Annotated in this window: 15 protein-coding genes; 13 read left to right on the plus strand and 2 right to left on the minus strand. The window is 68.7% G+C overall.

What is annotated here, in order from left to right; translation table 11 throughout:
- Positions 1-6: 6 nt before the first annotated feature.
- The 7 genes from murG (at position 7) to QSJ19_RS02230 (ending at position 7345) form a co-directional block, all read left to right on the plus strand.
- Complete coding sequence (gene murG, locus QSJ19_RS02200; RefSeq protein WP_286318049.1) at positions 7-1206, plus strand: undecaprenyldiphospho-muramoylpentapeptide beta-N-acetylglucosaminyltransferase; 1200 nt, start codon at positions 7-9, stop codon at positions 1204-1206.
- Between the two features lie 61 nt (positions 1207-1267).
- Positions 1268-2941 carry a UDP-N-acetylmuramate--L-alanine ligase gene (gene murC / locus QSJ19_RS02205; protein ID WP_286318050.1) on the plus strand — a complete coding sequence of 558 codons (1674 nt, stop codon included), beginning with the start codon at positions 1268-1270 and terminating at the stop codon, positions 2939-2941.
- Positions 2938-3645 (plus strand): cell division protein FtsQ/DivIB, encoded by a 708-nt coding sequence (locus QSJ19_RS02210; protein WP_286318051.1) that lies wholly within the window; start codon positions 2938-2940, stop codon positions 3643-3645. Before murC ends, QSJ19_RS02210 begins: the two co-directional genes overlap by 4 nt.
- 232 nt (positions 3646-3877) lie before the next feature.
- On the plus strand, positions 3878-5047 hold the full coding sequence (gene ftsZ, locus QSJ19_RS02215) for a cell division protein FtsZ (protein WP_286318052.1): 1170 nt from the start codon (positions 3878-3880) through the stop codon (positions 5045-5047).
- An 8-nt stretch (positions 5048-5055) separates the two neighbouring features.
- Positions 5056-5781 carry a peptidoglycan editing factor PgeF gene (gene pgeF, locus QSJ19_RS02220; RefSeq protein WP_286318053.1) on the plus strand — a complete coding sequence of 242 codons (726 nt, stop codon included), beginning with the start codon at positions 5056-5058 and terminating at the stop codon, positions 5779-5781.
- Positions 5774-6526: a YggS family pyridoxal phosphate-dependent enzyme gene (locus QSJ19_RS02225; RefSeq protein ID WP_286318054.1), complete on the plus strand. Its 753-nt coding sequence runs from the start codon at positions 5774-5776 to the stop codon at positions 6524-6526. Before pgeF ends, QSJ19_RS02225 begins: the two co-directional genes overlap by 8 nt.
- Positions 6527-6631: 105 nt before the next feature.
- Complete coding sequence (locus QSJ19_RS02230) at positions 6632-7345, plus strand: cell division protein SepF (RefSeq protein WP_286318055.1); 714 nt, start codon at positions 6632-6634, stop codon at positions 7343-7345.
- Here the strand turns inward: QSJ19_RS02230 and QSJ19_RS02235 are convergent.
- Positions 7330-7488, minus strand: coding sequence for a hypothetical protein (locus tag QSJ19_RS02235; RefSeq protein WP_286318056.1), 159 nt, complete (start codon positions 7486-7488; stop codon positions 7330-7332). The genes QSJ19_RS02230 and QSJ19_RS02235 overlap by 16 nt on opposite strands.
- Before the next feature lie 57 nt (positions 7489-7545).
- On the opposite strand from QSJ19_RS02235, the gene QSJ19_RS02240 reads away from it, so the two are divergent.
- The 6 genes from QSJ19_RS02240 (at position 7546) to sigJ (ending at position 15796) form a co-directional block, all read left to right on the plus strand.
- Complete coding sequence (locus QSJ19_RS02240) at positions 7546-7872, plus strand: YggT family protein (RefSeq protein WP_286318057.1); 327 nt, start codon at positions 7546-7548, stop codon at positions 7870-7872.
- Positions 7873-8180: 308 nt separating this feature from the next.
- Positions 8181-9014: a DivIVA-like cell division protein Wag31 gene (wag31, locus tag QSJ19_RS02245; RefSeq protein WP_286318058.1), complete on the plus strand. Its 834-nt coding sequence runs from the start codon at positions 8181-8183 to the stop codon at positions 9012-9014.
- Positions 9015-9038: 24 nt separating this feature from the next.
- A complete protein-coding gene (locus QSJ19_RS02250) occupies positions 9039-9929 on the plus strand; it encodes a hypothetical protein (RefSeq protein WP_286318059.1) in 891 nt (296 codons plus the stop codon).
- Positions 9930-10383: 454 nt separating this feature from the next.
- Positions 10384-13551, plus strand: coding sequence for an isoleucine--tRNA ligase (gene ileS / locus QSJ19_RS02255; RefSeq protein WP_286318160.1), 3168 nt, complete (start codon positions 10384-10386; stop codon positions 13549-13551).
- Positions 13552-13655: 104 nt separating this feature from the next.
- Positions 13656-14897, plus strand: coding sequence for an NAD(P)/FAD-dependent oxidoreductase (locus QSJ19_RS02260; protein WP_286318060.1), 1242 nt, complete (start codon positions 13656-13658; stop codon positions 14895-14897).
- A complete protein-coding gene (sigJ, locus tag QSJ19_RS02265; RefSeq protein WP_286318061.1) occupies positions 14894-15796 on the plus strand; it encodes an RNA polymerase sigma factor SigJ in 903 nt (300 codons plus the stop codon). The genes QSJ19_RS02260 and sigJ overlap by 4 nt, the downstream gene beginning before the upstream one ends.
- 17 nt (positions 15797-15813) lie before the next feature.
- On the opposite strand, the gene QSJ19_RS02270 is transcribed toward sigJ, so the two are convergent.
- Positions 15814-16500, minus strand: coding sequence for a TetR/AcrR family transcriptional regulator (locus QSJ19_RS02270; protein ID WP_286318062.1), 687 nt, complete (start codon positions 16498-16500; stop codon positions 15814-15816).
- Positions 16501-16590 lie beyond the last annotated feature (90 nt).

The raw sequence follows: 16590 nt of genomic DNA on the forward strand, positions 1-16590 counted from the left end.
GCACCGGTGAGTTCTGGGCGAGATCGGTCACGATCGGAACGTCCCCTGTCGGTGGTGGTCGCCGGTGGGGGAACGGCCGGGCACATCGAGCCCGCACTCGCGGTCGCCGACGCGGTCACGCGGATCGACTCGACGGCGCGGGTGACCGCCCTCGGCACCATCCGCGGGCTGGAGACCACGCTGGTCCCCGAACGTGGCTATCACCTGGAACTCATCCCGCCGGCCCCGCTGCCACGCAAGCCCGGACTGGAACTCGCGAAGACTCCGGCCCGGCTGATCCAGGCGGTGACGACGACTCGTTCGGTGCTGGCCGAGGTCGGCGCAGACGTCGTCGTAGGCTTCGGCGGATACGTCGCCCTGCCCGCCTACCTCGCCGCCCAGATGCATGTCCGCGGCCGCAGCCGACTGCCCATCGTGATCCACGAGGCCAACGCGAGCGCCGGGATCGCGAACAAGGTGGGTGCCCGTCTGGCCGACCGCGTGATGGCCGCCGTGCCCGGGTCCGGCCTTGATGCCGAGGTGGTCGGCATCCCCGTGCGCGGGGTGATCGCCGAACTCGACCGTCCCGGGCTGCGGGCCAAGGCACGTCACTACTTCGGACTCGACGAGGACGCGCCGACACTCCTCGTGTTCGGCGGTTCCCAAGGCGCGCAACGCATCAACGAGGCGGTGGCCGGTGCGGCAGGCCCTCTCGGCACGGCCGGGATCGGCGTGCTGCACGCCTACGGACCGAAGAACACGATCCACCCCCAGTCGCCCGACGACGCACCGCCCTATCGCGGGGTCGGCTATCTCAAACGGATGGACCTGGCCTACGCCGCCGCCGATCTCGTCATCTGCCGCTCGGGAGCGATGACGGTGGCCGAGATCTCGGCGACCGGGCTGCCGGCGGTCTACGTGCCGCTGCCGCACGGCAACGGCGAGCAGCGCCTCAACGCGCTGCCGGTCGTCGAGGCGGGCGGAGGCGTCATCGTCGACGACGCCGACATCACGTCGGAGTGGGTGGCCCGCGAGGTACCCGCACTGCTCGCCGACACCGGTCGTCTGGCCGCGATGTCGGCGGCCGCGACCGGGACCGGGCACCGCGACGCCGCGTCGGCGGTCGCCTCGGCCGCCCTCGATCTCGCCGCCGAATACCGGGCGGGCGATCACCGTGGTCGGCTGCGCGCGGCGTTTCGCTCTCACGGTTCGGGGTCGCAGCGGTGAGAATCGACACGTGCGGCACGGTGAACGCCGTGAGGTTCTCGACGAGCGGAGAGGTGTGGCGATGAGCGACGGGCCACACGCGCCCACGGGCGAACTCCCCGAACAACTTCGTCGAGTCCACATGGTCGGCATCGGTGGTGCCGGCATGAGCGGGCTCGCCCGCATCCTGCTCGCTCGAGGCGGCCAGGTGTCGGGCTCGGACGCGAAGAACAGCCGCGGCATCCTGGCGTTGCGCACCCGTGGCGCCCGCATCCAGGTGGGTCACGATCCATCGGCGCTCGACCAGATCCCCGGCGGACCGTCGGTCGTGGTCACCACCCACGCGGCGATCCCGAAGACGAATCCCGAACTGGTCGCGGCACGGTCGCGGGGCATCCCGATCCTGCTGCGTCCACGCGTGCTGGCCGAGTTGATGGGCGGCTATCGAACCGTGCTGGTGGCCGGCACCCACGGCAAGACCTCCACGACGTCGATCGCGGTCGTCGCGCTGCAGCACTGCGGACTGGATCCGTCGTTCGCGGTCGGCGGCGAGCTGAACGAATCGGGCACCAACGCCCATCACGGCAGCGGCGGGATCTTCGTCGCGGAGGCCGACGAGAGCGACGGCTCGTTGCTCGAATACACCCCGGACGTCGTCGTGGTGACCAACATCGAGGTCGATCACCTCGACTTCTTCGGCAGCCGTGAGGCATACGTCAAGGTGTTCGACGCGTTCGCCGAGCGGATCGCGGACGGCGGAACCCTCGTCGTGTGCCTCGACGACGAGGGGGCGGCCGACTTCGCGGGGCGGTGCGCCGGATCACTGGCCACCCGCGGTATCTCGGTGCTCGGCTACGGGGACGGGAGGTACGCCGACCGCGCACCGGCGGCCACCCACGCGGCGCGCCTGGAGTCATGGGAGGCCCGAGGTGCCGGGGGAGAGGCACGGGTCCACTTCGACGTGCCGGTGTCCGACGACATCGTCGAGCGCCGCATCGCGCTGACTGTCCCGGGCCGGCACATGGCGCTCAACGCACTCGGTGCCATCGTGGCGTGCGTCCGCGCGGGCGCGGCCCTCGACGACGTGATCCGTGGCGTCGAGGCGTTCGGCGGTGTGCATCGTCGATTCGAGTTCCGCGGCCGCACAGGCGGTGTCGATGTCTTCGACGACTACGCCCATCACCCGACAGAGGTGCGGGCGGTCCTGACCGCCGCACGCCTCGCCGTCGAGAGTGCGGCTGCGGAGAGTGACGACGAACCCGGCGACCCCGCCGACGCCGACGACACTGCCGCGACCGTCGGGCCGGGTCGTGTGATCGCCGTCTTCCAGCCGCACCTGTACTCCCGCACTCAGGAGTTCGCCGCGGAGTTCGCGGCAGCACTCGACCTCGCCGACCACGTCGTCGTCGCCGACGTCTACGGCGCACGCGAGCAGCCCATCCCCGGGATCAGTGGCGCCAGTATCGCCGATCGGGTGACCCGTCCGGTCGTCTTCGTGCCCGACCTGTCGGCCCTGGCGCGGACCGTCGCGTCGATCGCCCGGCCGGGTGATCTGGTACTCACGCTCGGCGCCGGCGACATCACCATGCAGGGCCCGGAGATCCTCGCGGCCCTGGACGCTGCCCCGGCCGATGCCACACCGGTCGCTTCCGATGCCGACGGCGGCGGCACCGTCGAGGTGACGGTGGACGGCCCGGCCGTCGGCCCGGCGAATCCGCGGCGACCCGCGGCGGACGCCCCGGGACCGACGCCATGATCCGACGCGGGCGGGGATCGACGCAGCGCTCGCGTCTGCTGCTCGGCACCCTGCTGGTGGTCGTCGTGGTGGTCGGGTTGGGTCTCATCGCCTACTTCACCCCGCTCATGTCGGTGCGCTCGACCGACGTCGTGGCCAACCGCGCCGTCGCCACCGACGAGATCGTCGGCGCCGCCCACGTGCCGGACGGCACACCTCTGCTCCAGGTCGACACGCAGGCGGTCGCCCAGCGGATCGCGGCCATCCCGTCGATCGAATCGGTCCGCGTCCAGCGCAGCTACCCGTCGTCGCTGACCATCACCGTCGTCGAACGACAGCCGGTCGCCAAGGTCACCGAGGGGCAGAAGGTCCACGTCCTCGACCGGACCGGCGTCGGCTACCTGACCTTCGACACGAGCACCGGTGTGCCGCCCGAGATGAAGCGGTTGCCCGAGTTCGCGACACCGAACCCGGGCCCGGGCGATCCGACCACCGTGGCGACCCTGACCGCGGTCTCCGAACTGCCCGAGACGATCTCGGGCAAGCTCGTCAAGGTCACCGCGTCCTCGCCGGTCGACATCGAGTTCACCCTCAAGGGCAACAAGACAGTTGTGTGGGGGGACAGCGAGCGCGGCGCCGAGAAGGCGCGCACGCTGACGGCGCTGCTCACCCGCCCGGCAACCATGTACAACGTCTCGAGCCCGGAGTTCCCGGCCTACAAATGACCTGGTGGACCGGCGATCTGACGTCCGGTACCCCTCCGGTGACCGCCACGGCCGTGGAATCCCGTGTGACAACGGTGAAAAAAGAAACGACCAAGTTCGCGACACGCCGACCGCTTGCTGGCCTGCCCGCGGTCGGATGCCTAGCGTCATCCCCAACATCCATCTACTTGACATAACTCTAAATCTGTGGTTGAGGTTTAGAGTTTCGGGATCGAACGAGGAAGGCGGGCACATGACGCCACCGCACAACTACCTGGCCGTGATCAAGGTCGTCGGCATCGGCGGCGGCGGCGTCAACGCCGTCAACCGAATGATCGAGCAGGGGCTGAAAGGTGTTGAGTTCATTGCGATCAACACCGACGCCCAGGCCCTGCTGATGAGTGACGCCGACGTCAAACTCGACGTCGGTCGAGACTCGACACGTGGGCTCGGCGCCGGTGCCGACCCGGAGGTCGGCCGGCGGGCCGCCGAGGACGCACGCGACGAGATCGAGGAACTCCTCAAGGGTGCGGACATGGTGTTCGTGACGGCAGGGGAGGGCGGTGGCACCGGCACGGGTGGTGCGCCCGTCGTCGCGTCGATCGCACGGAAACTCGGTGCCTTGACCGTCGGTGTGGTCACCCGGCCATTCTCCTTCGAGGGCAAGCGCCGCGGAGGGCAGGCCGAGGCCGGCATCACCGCGTTGCGTGAATCGTGCGACACGCTGATCGTGATCCCGAATGACCGGCTGCTGCAGCTCGGCGATGCACAGGTCAGCCTGATGGACGCCTTCCGCAGCGCAGATGAGGTGTTGCTCAACGGCGTTCAGGGCATCACCGATCTGATCACCACTCCCGGTCTCATCAACGTCGACTTCGCGGATGTGAAGGGTGTCATGAGCGACGCCGGCAGCGCTCTCATGGGCATCGGATCGTCGCGGGGCGAGGACCGCGCGAAGAAGGCCGCCGAGGCCGCGATCAACTCGCCGCTGCTCGAGGCGTCGATGGAAGGTGCACGCGGCGTGCTGATCTCGATCGCCGGCGGCAGTGATCTCGGCCTGTTCGAGATCCACAACGCGGCGACACAGGTCCAGGAGGCAGCCCACGAGGACGCCAACATCATCTTCGGCACGGTCATCGACGACAACCTCGGCGACGAGGTCCGCGTCACCGTGATCGCGGCCGGATTCGACGGCGGCACGCCGCGCAAGCGCACCGACGTGCCGGCCGCCGCCGGAAAACCGTCGGTCACCTCGGGGCAGGCCGGAACCGTCGGCGCCACCGCACAGGACAACGATCCGCTGTTCGGCAAGATGCCTGCCGGGACCGGCGACCCCTTCGTCGAGGCGCAGGAACGGCCGCGGCGCAACAACGTCACCCTCGACGACGACGACGTGGACGTGCCGTCGTTCATGAAGCGCTGAGGCGGGCCATGCGGGTTCGCCGCGTGGTCACCGACCGCACGGGCGGGGTGTCGGCGCCGCCGTACGACTCCTTCAACTTGGGCGATCATGTCGGTGACGATCCGAAAGCCGTTGCGGACAACCGAGATAGGCTCGCCGGCCAGATCGGCTTGCCACCGGACCGGGTGGTCTGGATGGAGCAGATCCACAGCCGCAACGTCACTGTCGTGACAGGTCCGGTCGAGGGCGCCGTGCCCGCGACCGATGCCCTCGTGACGACCGAACCCGATCTCGCCCTGGCGGTGCTCAGTGCTGACTGCGTCCCGGTCCTGCTCTCCGACGACGAGGCCGGGGTCATCGCCGGCGTGCACGCGGGCCGGGTGGGTGCGCGCGTCGGCATAATCCCGGCCACTCTGCGCGCCATGATCGGCCTGGGCGCCCGGCCCGAACGCATCGGCGCCCTGCTCGGGCCCGCGGCCTCCGGCAGCAATTACGAGGTACCCGCGCAGGTGCAGCATGACGTGGAGGAACGGCTTCCGGGTAGTGCCTGCGTGACCGCGAAGGGCACGACCGGACTGGATCTGCGGGCGGGACTGCGTCGCCAGTTGCTGGCCGCCGGCGTTGCCGCGGTCGCCGCCGACCCGCGGTGCACCATCGACGATCCCGACCTGTTCAGTCACCGCCGGGGTGCGCCGACCGGTCGCCTCGCCTCGGTGATCTGGATCGATTCGCGCGACGAGACGGCCGATGCCTGACGGGGCTCCCGATCCACGGAGTCGGGAACTCGCCGAACGGTATTCGGCTGCGTGCGCCCGGCTCGACGCCGCGGCGGACGCGGCCGGGCGCGATCGCGGCGGGATCGAGTTGCTGGTCGTCACCAAGTTCTTCCCGGCCGACGACGTGCGCAGGTTGATCGCACTCGGTGTGCGATCCTTCGGGGAGTCGCGCGAGCCGGAGGCATCGCGCAAGATCGCCGGGATCCACGCCGACGACCCGCTTTCCGAAGACGCGGGCGTCGTCTTCGACATGATCGGGTCGGTCCAGTCGAAGAAGGCGCGATCGGTCGCGGAGTGGGCACGGGCAGTGCACTCGGTCGACCGCGACAAGGTCGTCGACGCCTTGGCGCGGGGTGCCGAATCGGCCCTGGATGCCTCTGTCCGGACGGGTCCGCTGGGTGTGCTGCTGCAGGTCAGCCTGGACGGTGATCCGCACCGGGGCGGAGTGCTCGTCGAGGATCTGCCCGAGCTCGCCGAGCGCGTGCGAGCGGCCTCGGCGCTGGAGCTCCGCGGGCTCATGGTGATCGCGCCGGTCGACGGACCGGCGGAGAAGTGGATGGCGCGCGCGGCCGACATCCGCGCGCGGTTCCTCGCCGATCATCCGGATGCCGGAGAACTGTCCGCAGGTATGTCCGGTGATCTCGAGGCCGCCGTCACACATGGCTCGACATGCGTGCGTGTCGGTACCGCGATCATGGGTCCCCGGCCGCTAGTCTCTCAGTAATCACATTGGTCACATGAGAACCAACGAGCACACTGATCAACAACAGCACCACCGATTGCTCCCGATCTACTCGCTGGCAGCGTTGGACCGACAGAGAGGCCAGAAATGACGTCGATGCAGAAGTTCAAAGCATATTTCGGCATGGTGCCTCCGAGTGACTACGAGGACGACTACCTGGAGGAGCCGGGCAGTTCCGTGCGTGGCGGTCGCGGCTACCGCGACGACTACTACGGTGATGCGCCTTACCGGGAGTCGTCGTTCCGTGAGGGGCCGCGCGACGCCGACTATGCCTACGTCGACGACCGTCGCTATCCGGGTGAGTTCGAGCCGCAGGGCTACGACGCCGGCTTCGAACCCGTCCCGGAGTACGCCTACGCCGGTGCCCGGCACATGGGCGGCCCCGACCCCGTCGAGCGGGTCCGCGCGGCACATCGCCTCGAGCCTCTGCAGCGCTCGGGGATGCGGCCGACCGGGGTGGTGCGGACCGCGGTGGTCCCCGACGAGCGCGCCGAACTCGAGCGCGTGTTCGCCGACGGCCCGCTGCAGAAGATCACCACCCTGCGTCCGTCGGACTACAGCGAGGCACGCACCATCGGCGAGCGGTTCCGCGACGGCAATCCGGTCATCATGGACCTCGTCGACATGAGCAACGACGACGCCAAGCGACTCGTCGACTTCGCCGCGGGACTCGCGTTCGCGCTCCGCGGCTCGTTCGACAAGGTCGCCACGAAGGTGTTCCTGCTGTCGCCCGCCGACGTCGACGTCTCACCCGAGGATCGCCGCAAGATCGCCGAGACCGGCTTCTACAACCACAGCTGATCGCCCGGCGTCGCGCCGGTCATCGACCCAGCGGCCCGCCCGTCGTCCCCGGACGACCGGTGGGCCGCTGCGTTGTCGGGGCCGCCCGGGTTCTCGATCGTGCGGTCGTCCATCGGCGGGATCTGCGCCGTGACCACCGTCATGGCTGCCCTGAGCGGGTCGGATGCCCGACCCTCCGACATTTCAGGCAATCTGGTGGCGTGACGATTCTGTTCCAGGTCCTCTATTACGTGCTGTTCATCTACTGGCTGCTGCTGTTGGCGCGACTCGTCGTCGAGCTCGTCCGCACTTTCGCTCGGGAATGGCGCCCCACCGGTGTCGCCGTTGTGATCATCGAGATCGTGTTCACCGCGACCGACCCACCGATCCGCGCGCTGCGACGGATTCTGCCGCCGATCCCGCTGGGCCCGGTACGGCTGGATCTCTCACTGATGATCGTGATGATCGTGGTCCTGATCGCGATGCAGATCGTGAGCTCGCTGAGCCGGAGTTCGGCGAGCGCGCTGGCGATCGCGGGACTCGCATGACCTGCGCCGACGAATCGGTCGCTCTCGATGATCCGCGACGCGCCGACCCGCGTTCGTGACCACTTCGTGACCATTGCCACCCGGTGGTCTACGGTTGGATGGTCATCATCGAGTGACTGTTGCATTGCAGGAGTGCATCGAAGTCCTGCTACCAACGATTCTCGTGTGACAGGATTTGACGCCAGTTACCAATTGGACTGGTATGAATAAACAGTGACAGCCTGTAGCAAAGACTGTGCAGACTGGGTGCGCTGCCAACTGAAGACAGTGTGATCCACCAAACTCGACTGACAATGAGGGGAACCGACATGCGGCTGACACCAGCTGATGTGCACAACGTCGCGTTCAGCAAACCGCCTATCGGTAAACGCGGCTACAACGAAGACGAAGTTGATCAGTTCCTCGACTTTGTCGAGGCGGAACTCGCCCGTCTCATCGAGGAGAACGGCGACCTGAAGCAGCGGGTCGAGGAACTCGAAGGCGATCTCGCCGAGGCCCGTTCGTCGGCATCCGCCGGTGGCACTGCCCCGGCCGCGGAGGAGCGCACCCAGGTGTTCGCCGCCGCGCCGGTCGCGCCCGAGACACCTGCCCCGGCACCCGAGCCGACACCGCGGCCCGAGTTCGGCGAGGACGACGCCAATGTCCGTGCCGCACGCGTGCTCGCGCTCGCCCAGGACACCGCGGATCGTCTGACCTCCACCTCGCGGCAGGAGGCGGAGTCCCTTCTGGCCGACGCCCGCTCGCGGGCCGACGCGATGGTCACCGACGCTCAGACCAAGTCCGACGCGATGCTGACCGATGCACGGCAGCGTTCCGAGGCCATCCTCGCCGACGCGCAGACCCGGTCGGAGGCACAGGTGCGACAGGCACAGGAGCGTGCCGACGCACTGCAGACCGACGCCGAGCGCAAGCACAGCGAGATCATGGGCACCATCAATCAGCAGCGGACCGTGCTCGAGGGCCGGATCGAGCAGTTGAAGGTGTACGAACGTGAATACCGGACCCGTCTGAAGACCTACCTGGAATCCCAGCTCGAGGAACTGCAGCAGCGTGGCAGCGCGGCGCCGGTCGAGGGCGGGAGAGCAGACTCCTTCTCGTCGGATCCGGGTAACGGCGGATTCACCAGCTACTCACCGAGTTAATCGGCGGACTGGCGGAGAGTCTTCGTGCTGACGCTCGCCCTGGCGGCAACTCTCGTAGGGTTCGTGTTGTTGGTGCTCGGCCTGGTCACGGGCACGGTGTGGCTTGCCGTCTCGTGCATCGTCGTCTGTCTCGTCGGGGTGGGTTTTCTCATCGCGGACATCGTCGGGTCGAGCCGTCGCGATGATGAGCCGTCCATCGGTGATTTCGTCGACGGGGCGAACGATTCCGACGCCGCCGACGCCGCCGACGACGGCATCGACGACACGGCCGGTCGCCGGACCGCGCAGGTGCCCGACGACGACGTGTCGCTGGGCGGCCTGGTCGCCCGAGGGCCCGCTGCTCCGGATGTCCCCTCGTCCGGGAGCGGCCCGACACCCCCGGCACCGAGGCAACCCGTGCCACCTACGGCGCAGCCGTCCGGTAGTGCTCCCGGGGCGCGCGCAGACGATCCGCGGACACCCCGGCGTGAGGGCACTCTCGACGACTACCTCCGCTCGGTCGGCGGTGCCGACGACGCGGCGACCCGTCGTCAGTCGCCGCCGGACCGCGGTTATCCCGGTCCGGGAGGCCCGAGGAGCGGCGCGAACAGCCCGTATCCGCAGCCGACACCCCCGCGGCCGGCTCCGGGGCAGACACCCCCTGCTCCACCGATTCCGCCGGGTGTCGAACCGCACCGCCGGCCGGGGCCCTACCCCGGGGGTGACCCCGCGACGGAGTCCTTCGGGATGCCGTCCCCCCGGAGTGCTGCCGCGCCGACTCCTGCGCCGACACAGGCCAGGCGGCCCGACGGTTCCACGCCCGGCGGGTGGGAATCCGCGGAGCGGTCCAACCGCACGGACGGCCCCGACGGAGAACCGTCGCGCACGCAGAAGTTCGACCCGCTCGACCCGAACTGGCGTCCGCCGCTCGACTGATCGGCCCGGTCATCGGCGGGTCGGTGTCGGAAAACGATTCGTCCGTTCGGGTGCGCCGCGGCTACACTCGATGCTGCGTCGATCCGGCCATCACCGGGGAGCACCCGGAAGAACGGGAGTCCGGCACTCAGCTGCGCCGACATCCTCAGTAGAACCGGGCGGGGAGCGGCCCGTCACAGCCGTGGGTTCACATCAGCTGATGTGAACCGTCGAGTGGCGCCACGCTCCTCTACCGAGGATCTGACCGGCGCAAGCGGGGTGGTACCGCGCACACGAGTGGTCGTCGACCACGGATCTGCGTCCCCGTGCCAGAGCAGCAGTTCGTATGCCAGGCACGAGGAGAGCGACGATGACCGAGACGGTCGGCAGCAACGACACCACCGACACCTTCTCCGACCCTCACGGGTCTCCCTCCGCAGGCTCGTCGGAGTCGCGGGTCTATCCGGTCGTCGACATGACGGGCGGAACCGGTCGCGGCGCCCCGTCGTTCCCGGCGGTCGAGGAACGGGTCCTCGACTACTGGGCCGACGACCAGACGTTCACCGCGTCCATCGAGAATCGTGCGGACGCCGAGGAGTTCGTCTTCTACGACGGACCGCCGTTCGCCAACGGGTTGCCGCACTACGGGCACCTGCTCACCGGCTACGTCAAGGATCTGGTACCGCGGTACCAGACCATGCGCGGCAAGAAGGTGGAGCGCCGCTTCGGCTGGGACACTCACGGTCTGCCCGCCGAACTCGAGGCCGAACGCCAACTCGGCATCACCGACAAGTCGGAAATCGAGTCGATGGGCATGGAGAAGTTCAACGACTACTGCCGCGACTCGGTGCTACGCTACACCGGCGAATGGCGCGATTACGTGACCCGGCAGGCGCGATGGGTCGACTTCGACGACGACTACAAGACCCTCGACATCGACTTCATGGAGTCGGTCATGTGGGCGTTCAAGCGTCTCTACGACAAGGGGCTCATCTACCAGGGTTACCGGGTCCTGCCCTACAGCTGGTATGAGCAGACCCCCCTGAGCAACCAGGAGTCCAAGCTCGACGACGCCTACCGCATGCGGCAGGACCCCGCGGTCACCGTCCGGATGCCGCTGTCGGTGCCCGACGGTCCGTTGGCGTCGCTGGACGGCGTGAACGCGCTGATCTGGACCACCACGCCGTGGACGCTGCCGTCGAACCTGGCGATCGCGGTCAACCCCGACGTCGAATACGTCCATGTCCGGGCGGCCGACGGCCAGGAGTACCTGCTGGCGAAGGCATTGCTCGGCAGCTACGCCAAGGAGATCCCCGAGCCCGAGGTCCTCGGCAGCTACGGCGGCGCCGAACTCGCCGGCCTCTCTTACACGCCGCCGTTCGACTTCTTCCTCGGTCATCCGAACGCGCACCGTGTGCTGCTCGGAGACTACGTGACGACCGAGAGCGGTACCGGCGTCGTCCATCTCGCGCCTGCATTCGGTGAGGAGGACATGGAGCTGTCGATGGCCAACGGCATCGAGGTCGTGCAGCCGCTCGATCCGGGCGGCCGGTTCACCGCCCTCGTGCCGCCGTACGAGGGCATGATGGTGTTCGATGCGAACCCGGTGATCATCAAGGACCTCAAGGGGATCGGCAAGATCCTGCGGCACGACACCATCGAGCACTCCTATCCGCACTCGTGGCGGTCGGGAAAGCCGTTGATCTACATGGCCGTTCCGTCGTGGTTCGTCGCGGTCACCCCGATCAAGGAACGCATGCTCGAGCTCAACCAGCAGATCATCTGGGCGCCGGCGCACATCCGTGACGGCCAGTTCGGCAAGTGGCTCGAGGGTGCGCGCGATTGGAACATCAGCCGCAATCGCTTCTGGGGTGCGCCGATCCCGGTGTGGGTCTCCGACGACCCCGAGTTCCCGCGCGTGGACGTGTACGGATCGCTCGACGACCTCGAACGCGACTTCGGGGTGCGCCCGGACAATCTGCACCGGCCCTACATCGACGAGCTGACCCGGCCCAACCCCGACGACCCGTCGGGGAAGTCGACGATGCGGCGGGTACCCGAGGTGCTCGACTGCTGGTTCGAGTCGGGTTCCATGCCGTTCGCGCAGGTGCACTATCCGTTCGAGAACGCTGAGTGGTTTGACGGGGCGAGCGCAGCGACGGGGGATCACGCCGGGGCGGACGGCGCGTTGCCGCACAATCCCGGTGACTTCATCGTCGAGTACAACGGTCAGGCGCGCGGATGGTTCTACAACCTGCATGTCCTGGCCACCGCCCTGTTCGACCGACCGGCGTTCAAATCGGTTGCTGCGCATGGCATCGTCCTCGGCGACGACGGTCAGAAGATGTCCAAGTCGAAGCGCAACTACCCGGACGTCAACGAGGTGTTCGACCGCGACGGCTCGGATGCGATGCGCTGGTTCCTGATGGCGAGCCCCATCCTGCGCGGCGGGAACCTGGTCGTGACCGAGCGTGGCATCCGGGAGGGGGTCCGTCAGGCGCTCCTCCCGCTGTGGAATGCCTACAGCTTCCTTCAGCTCTACGCAGACCGGCCGGCCGTCTGGCGGACCGACAGTGAGCATGTGCTCGACCGCTACATCCTGGCCAAGCTCGCCGCGACGCGCGAGGTGATGACCACCTCGCTCGACAGCTACGACGTGTCCGGGGCGGCTGAGGCCTTCCGCGAGTTCGTCGAGTCGTTGACGAACTGGTACGTCCGTCGCTCGCGTGCGCGTTTCTGGGCCGGGCAGGACGAGGACGCCGATGCGTTCGACACGTTGTACACGGTTCTTGAGGTGGCGGCCCGACTCGCGGCGCCGTTGTTGCCGCTGGCGACCGAAGCGATCTGGCGTGGCCTGACCGGCGGACGATCCGTGCATCTGACCGATTGGCCTGCCGCCACGGATCTGCCCGCCGATGCCGCTCTCGTAGCCGCGATGGACGAGGTGCAGGAGGTCTGTTCGGTGGCCTCGAGTGTGCGCAAGGCCAACAAGCTCCGGGTGCGGCTGCCGCTGACGGGGCTGACCGTGGCGTCTCCGACGGCCGGACAACTCGGCCCGTACACCGACCTCATCAAGGACGAGATGAACGTGAAGTCGGTGACCCTGGCCACCGACGCCGACGTCTACGGGCGTCACGAGATCGCCGTCAATGCCCGGGCGGCCGGCCCGCGCCTCGGCAAGGACGTCCAGCGTGTGATCAAGGCGGTCAAGTCCGGTGACTGGTCGGTGAGCACCGGGGACGACGGCGCGGAGGTGATCGTCGCCGACGGTATCGAGCTGCACGATGGTGAGTACACGCGTCGGCTCGTGGCCGTCGAGCCCGAGTCGACGGCCGAGCTGCCCGGGGGCCGGGGTCTCGTGGTGCTCGACACCACCGTCACCCCCGAGCTGGAGGCGGAGGGCTGGGCCAAGGACCGCGTGCGCGAACTGCAGGATGCGCGGCGGACCCTGGGTCTCGACGTGTCCGACCGGATCACGGTCCGTCTCGTCGTGCCGGCCGAGCGTCTCGACTGGGCCCGCACTCACGCCGACCTGATCGCCGGTGAGGTACTCGCGGTCACGTTCGATGTGACGTCGGAGGGGCCCGCGGGCGCGATCGACCTCGGCGACGGCGCGAGTGCGGACGTGGCGAAGGCGTCGTAGCGTCGGGACGGCCCCTGCGGGCAACTCTGTGATCTGGATCACTCTGTGTCACAGATCGGCGACGTGTGGTGTCCCGTGGTTGTCCACCTTCGAGAGGAGCAACCATGACCACCACAACCCGTCCGAGGATCGTCGTCCTCGGTGGCGGCTACGCGGGCACGATGGCAGCCAACCGTCTGTGCTCGGCGGACGTCGACGTCACGCTCGTCAATGCGCGCCCGCACTTCGTGCATCGTATCCGTCTGCATCAGTGGATCACCGGAACCGGTACCGCCGCCGAGGATTTCGATCAGGTGCTGGGGGATCGGGTACGACTCGTCGTCGACACGGTCACCCGGATCGACGTCCCCGGCGCTCGGGTGGAACTCGCCTCGGGCGACATCCTCGATTACGACCACCTGATCTACGCGGTCGGGTCGACGGGTACGTCGGCGGACGCGATCCGCGGTGCCGCCGAGCACGCCTTCGTGCTGGGTGAGTGGGAGGAGGCCGAACGGCTCCGAGCGCATCTGGCGGACCTGACTCGGCAGGAGACGGGTGACAGCGCGACGGATGTCGTGACGACTGTCGTCGGCGGCGGCCTCACCGGGATCGAGATGGCCGCGGAGCTGGCCGAGGCCGGTCGCGCCGTCCGGCTCGTCTCGTCGGGCGTACTGGCGCCGTCCTTCGGTGCCCGGGCCCGACGGTCGGCTCGACGACGTCTGCAGAAGCTGGGTGTCGAGATACTGGAGGAACGTCGCGTGGCGGCCGTCGGGGCGGATACCGTCACCGTTGTGGACACCCGCGTGGATCCCCGGATCGGGCGTTCGGCGCAGACCGCGGAGGAGGCCCTGCCGAGCGCGACGACCGTGATCGCCGCCGGCTTCGGCGTGCCCGGTGTCGCCGCGGCGAGTGGTCTGACGACCGACGCGCGCGGACGCATCGTCACCGACGACACGCTCACCAGCGTCGACGACGTACGCATCGTCGGCGCGGGTGATGCCGTCGCCCCGGCCGGGCAGGCGATCCGGATGAGTTGCCAGGCGGCCAATCAGACCGGGCCACACGCCGCCGACGTCGTGCTGGCCCGCCTGGCCGGCAGACAGCCGGGGACCCTCGGGGTCGTGTTCGTCGGGCAGTGCACCTCGTTGGGCCGTCGCGGCGCGGTGATCCAGGCGACACGCCGCGACGACACGCCCGTCGACCTGATCATCCCGGGGCGGGCGGCCGCCGGGATCAAGGAGTTGGTGTGCCGGAGTGTGCTGTGGGGCCTGCGGTGGGAGGCCCGGCATCCGGGGGCGTTCCCGACCTTCTCCGGCCGGCCCGGTCCGGCCGTCGACCACACCGCGGACCGGGTGCGGGCGTGACGTCGGCGTGTGACGAACACGTTCGACGGTTCGTCGAGCTGCGGCCGTTGTTGTTCACCGTCGCCTACGAGATCCTCGGCTCGGCCATCGACGCCGACGACGTCCTGCAGGAGAGCTATCTGCGGTGGGCCGCCGTCGATCTCGACACTGTCGACGACACGAAGCCGTATCTGGCCACTCTCGTGACGCGGCAGGCGCTCAACGCATTGCGCGCCTCGTCGCGGCGGCGGGAGCAGTACGTCGGTCCGTGGCTGCCCGAGCCCATCCTGCTCGACGAGCGCGACGCCGCGGCCGACGTCGTGCTCGCCGAGTCGGTGTCGACGGCGATGCTCGTCGTCCTCGAGACCCTCACCCCCGACGAGCGGGTGGTGTTCGTCCTGCGTGAGGTCTTCGGCTTCTCCCATGACGAGATCGCGGAGATCGTCGGCAAGTCCGGGTCCGCGGTCCGGCAGGTGGCCCATCGAGCGCGCGAGCACGTCCATGCGCGTCGTCGACGTTTCGAGCCGGTCGACGCCGCCCGTACCGCCCAGATCACCGATGCGTTCATGGCGGCCGCGGAGTCGGGGGAGGTCGAGACGCTCATGACGATGATGTCTCCGGACGTGGTGTTCACCGCCGACAGTGGCGGCAAGGCGAGCGCGGTCAAACGGCCCGTCCGCGGTGCCCTCGCGGTGGCCCGGCTGCTGGCCGGATTCGCGCGGGTCGGACCCACGCTCGAGGAGTTCCGGGTCGAGCCGGCGATCTTCAACAGTCTGCCCGGCATGCGGATCTTCTTCGACGGCGAGCTGCAGGGGGTGTTCGTTCTCGACGTCGTCGACGGTCTGGTCGCCGACATCTACGCCACCCGCAATCCGGAGAAACTGCTCGGCGTCGGTGAGCCGCGACGGATCTCACGCTGACGCGGGTCGACACGGGGTCACCCGCCGATCGGTGCGAGCGCACGCTCGATCTGCGCCGCGAACAACGCCTCCGGGTCGGCGAAGGTGTCCGACCCGTACTGGCCGAAGACCTCGAGACTGATCGCACCGATGGTCACCGCCCACAGCGTGGTGGCCACGAGGAGGGCGGAATCGGATAGCGCACTGTCGAATTCGGCCCGTATCGCGTCGAAGTCGCGAGCTACGGACTCTGCCACGGTGTCGTCGGCGTGCACCTGTCCCGCCGCGTGGGCGCGGCCGACCTCGGTGATGAGCATGGCGACGACCCGCGTGCCCGGACCGACGGTCTGCTCGGCCGGCGCCGCGTACCCGGGAACCGGGCTGCCGTACAGCAACGCCCAGCGCGACGGGTCGTCGACGGCCCATCGCCGCAACGAACGGGTCGCCGCGACCAGCCGATCACGCGGTCGGTCCTCCGCCACCTGGGCGATCGCGTCGTGGACGGTGTCCGCGAGGTCCGAGTACGCCTCGACGAGCAGCAGAGTCAGCAGATCGTCGCGGCTGGGCACGTAGCGGTACACGGCCGACGACACGACGCCCATCTCCCGCGCGATGGCACGCAGCGACAGGCCGGCGGCGCCGTGGGTGCGCAGGTGGGCGCGGCCCAGACGTCGGATCTCGGATTCCATGGCGGCGCGGTTGGCTGCCCGTGTCCCGGCGGTCATGGTCCCAGTCTCGCACAATTCGAGAGCGCTGCTCTTGATTTAGCCGGACCGACGGTGCACACTGGAAAACGAGAGCGGTGCTCTCGAAAT

It is taken from the genome of Gordonia sp. ABSL11-1 (genome assembly GCF_030315685.1).
Classification (GTDB): domain Bacteria; phylum Actinomycetota; class Actinomycetes; order Mycobacteriales; family Mycobacteriaceae; genus Gordonia.

Excerpts from the sequence above, each read along its gene's own strand:
- murC (WP_286318050.1), top strand. The coding sequence starts at position 1,268 with ATGAGCGACGGGCCACACGCGCCCACGGGCGAACTCCCCGAACAACTT.
- ftsZ (WP_286318052.1), top strand. The coding sequence starts at position 3,878 with ATGACGCCACCGCACAACTACCTGGCCGTGATCAAGGTCGTCGGCATC.
- wag31 (WP_286318058.1), top strand. The coding sequence starts at position 8,181 with ATGCGGCTGACACCAGCTGATGTGCACAACGTCGCGTTCAGCAAACCG.
- QSJ19_RS02210 (WP_286318051.1), top strand. The coding sequence starts at position 2,938 with ATGATCCGACGCGGGCGGGGATCGACGCAGCGCTCGCGTCTGCTGCTC.
- QSJ19_RS02270 (WP_286318062.1), bottom strand. The coding sequence starts at position 16,500 with ATGACCGCCGGGACACGGGCAGCCAACCGCGCCGCCATGGAATCCGAG.
- QSJ19_RS02225 (WP_286318054.1), top strand. The coding sequence starts at position 5,774 with ATGCCTGACGGGGCTCCCGATCCACGGAGTCGGGAACTCGCCGAACGG.
- pgeF (WP_286318053.1), top strand. The coding sequence starts at position 5,056 with ATGCGGGTTCGCCGCGTGGTCACCGACCGCACGGGCGGGGTGTCGGCG.
- QSJ19_RS02260 (WP_286318060.1), top strand. The coding sequence starts at position 13,656 with ATGACCACCACAACCCGTCCGAGGATCGTCGTCCTCGGTGGCGGCTAC.
- ileS (WP_286318160.1), top strand. The coding sequence starts at position 10,384 with ATGACGGGCGGAACCGGTCGCGGCGCCCCGTCGTTCCCGGCGGTCGAG.
- QSJ19_RS02230 (WP_286318055.1), top strand. The coding sequence starts at position 6,632 with ATGACGTCGATGCAGAAGTTCAAAGCATATTTCGGCATGGTGCCTCCG.
- QSJ19_RS02235 (WP_286318056.1), bottom strand. The coding sequence starts at position 7,488 with ATGACGGTGGTCACGGCGCAGATCCCGCCGATGGACGACCGCACGATC.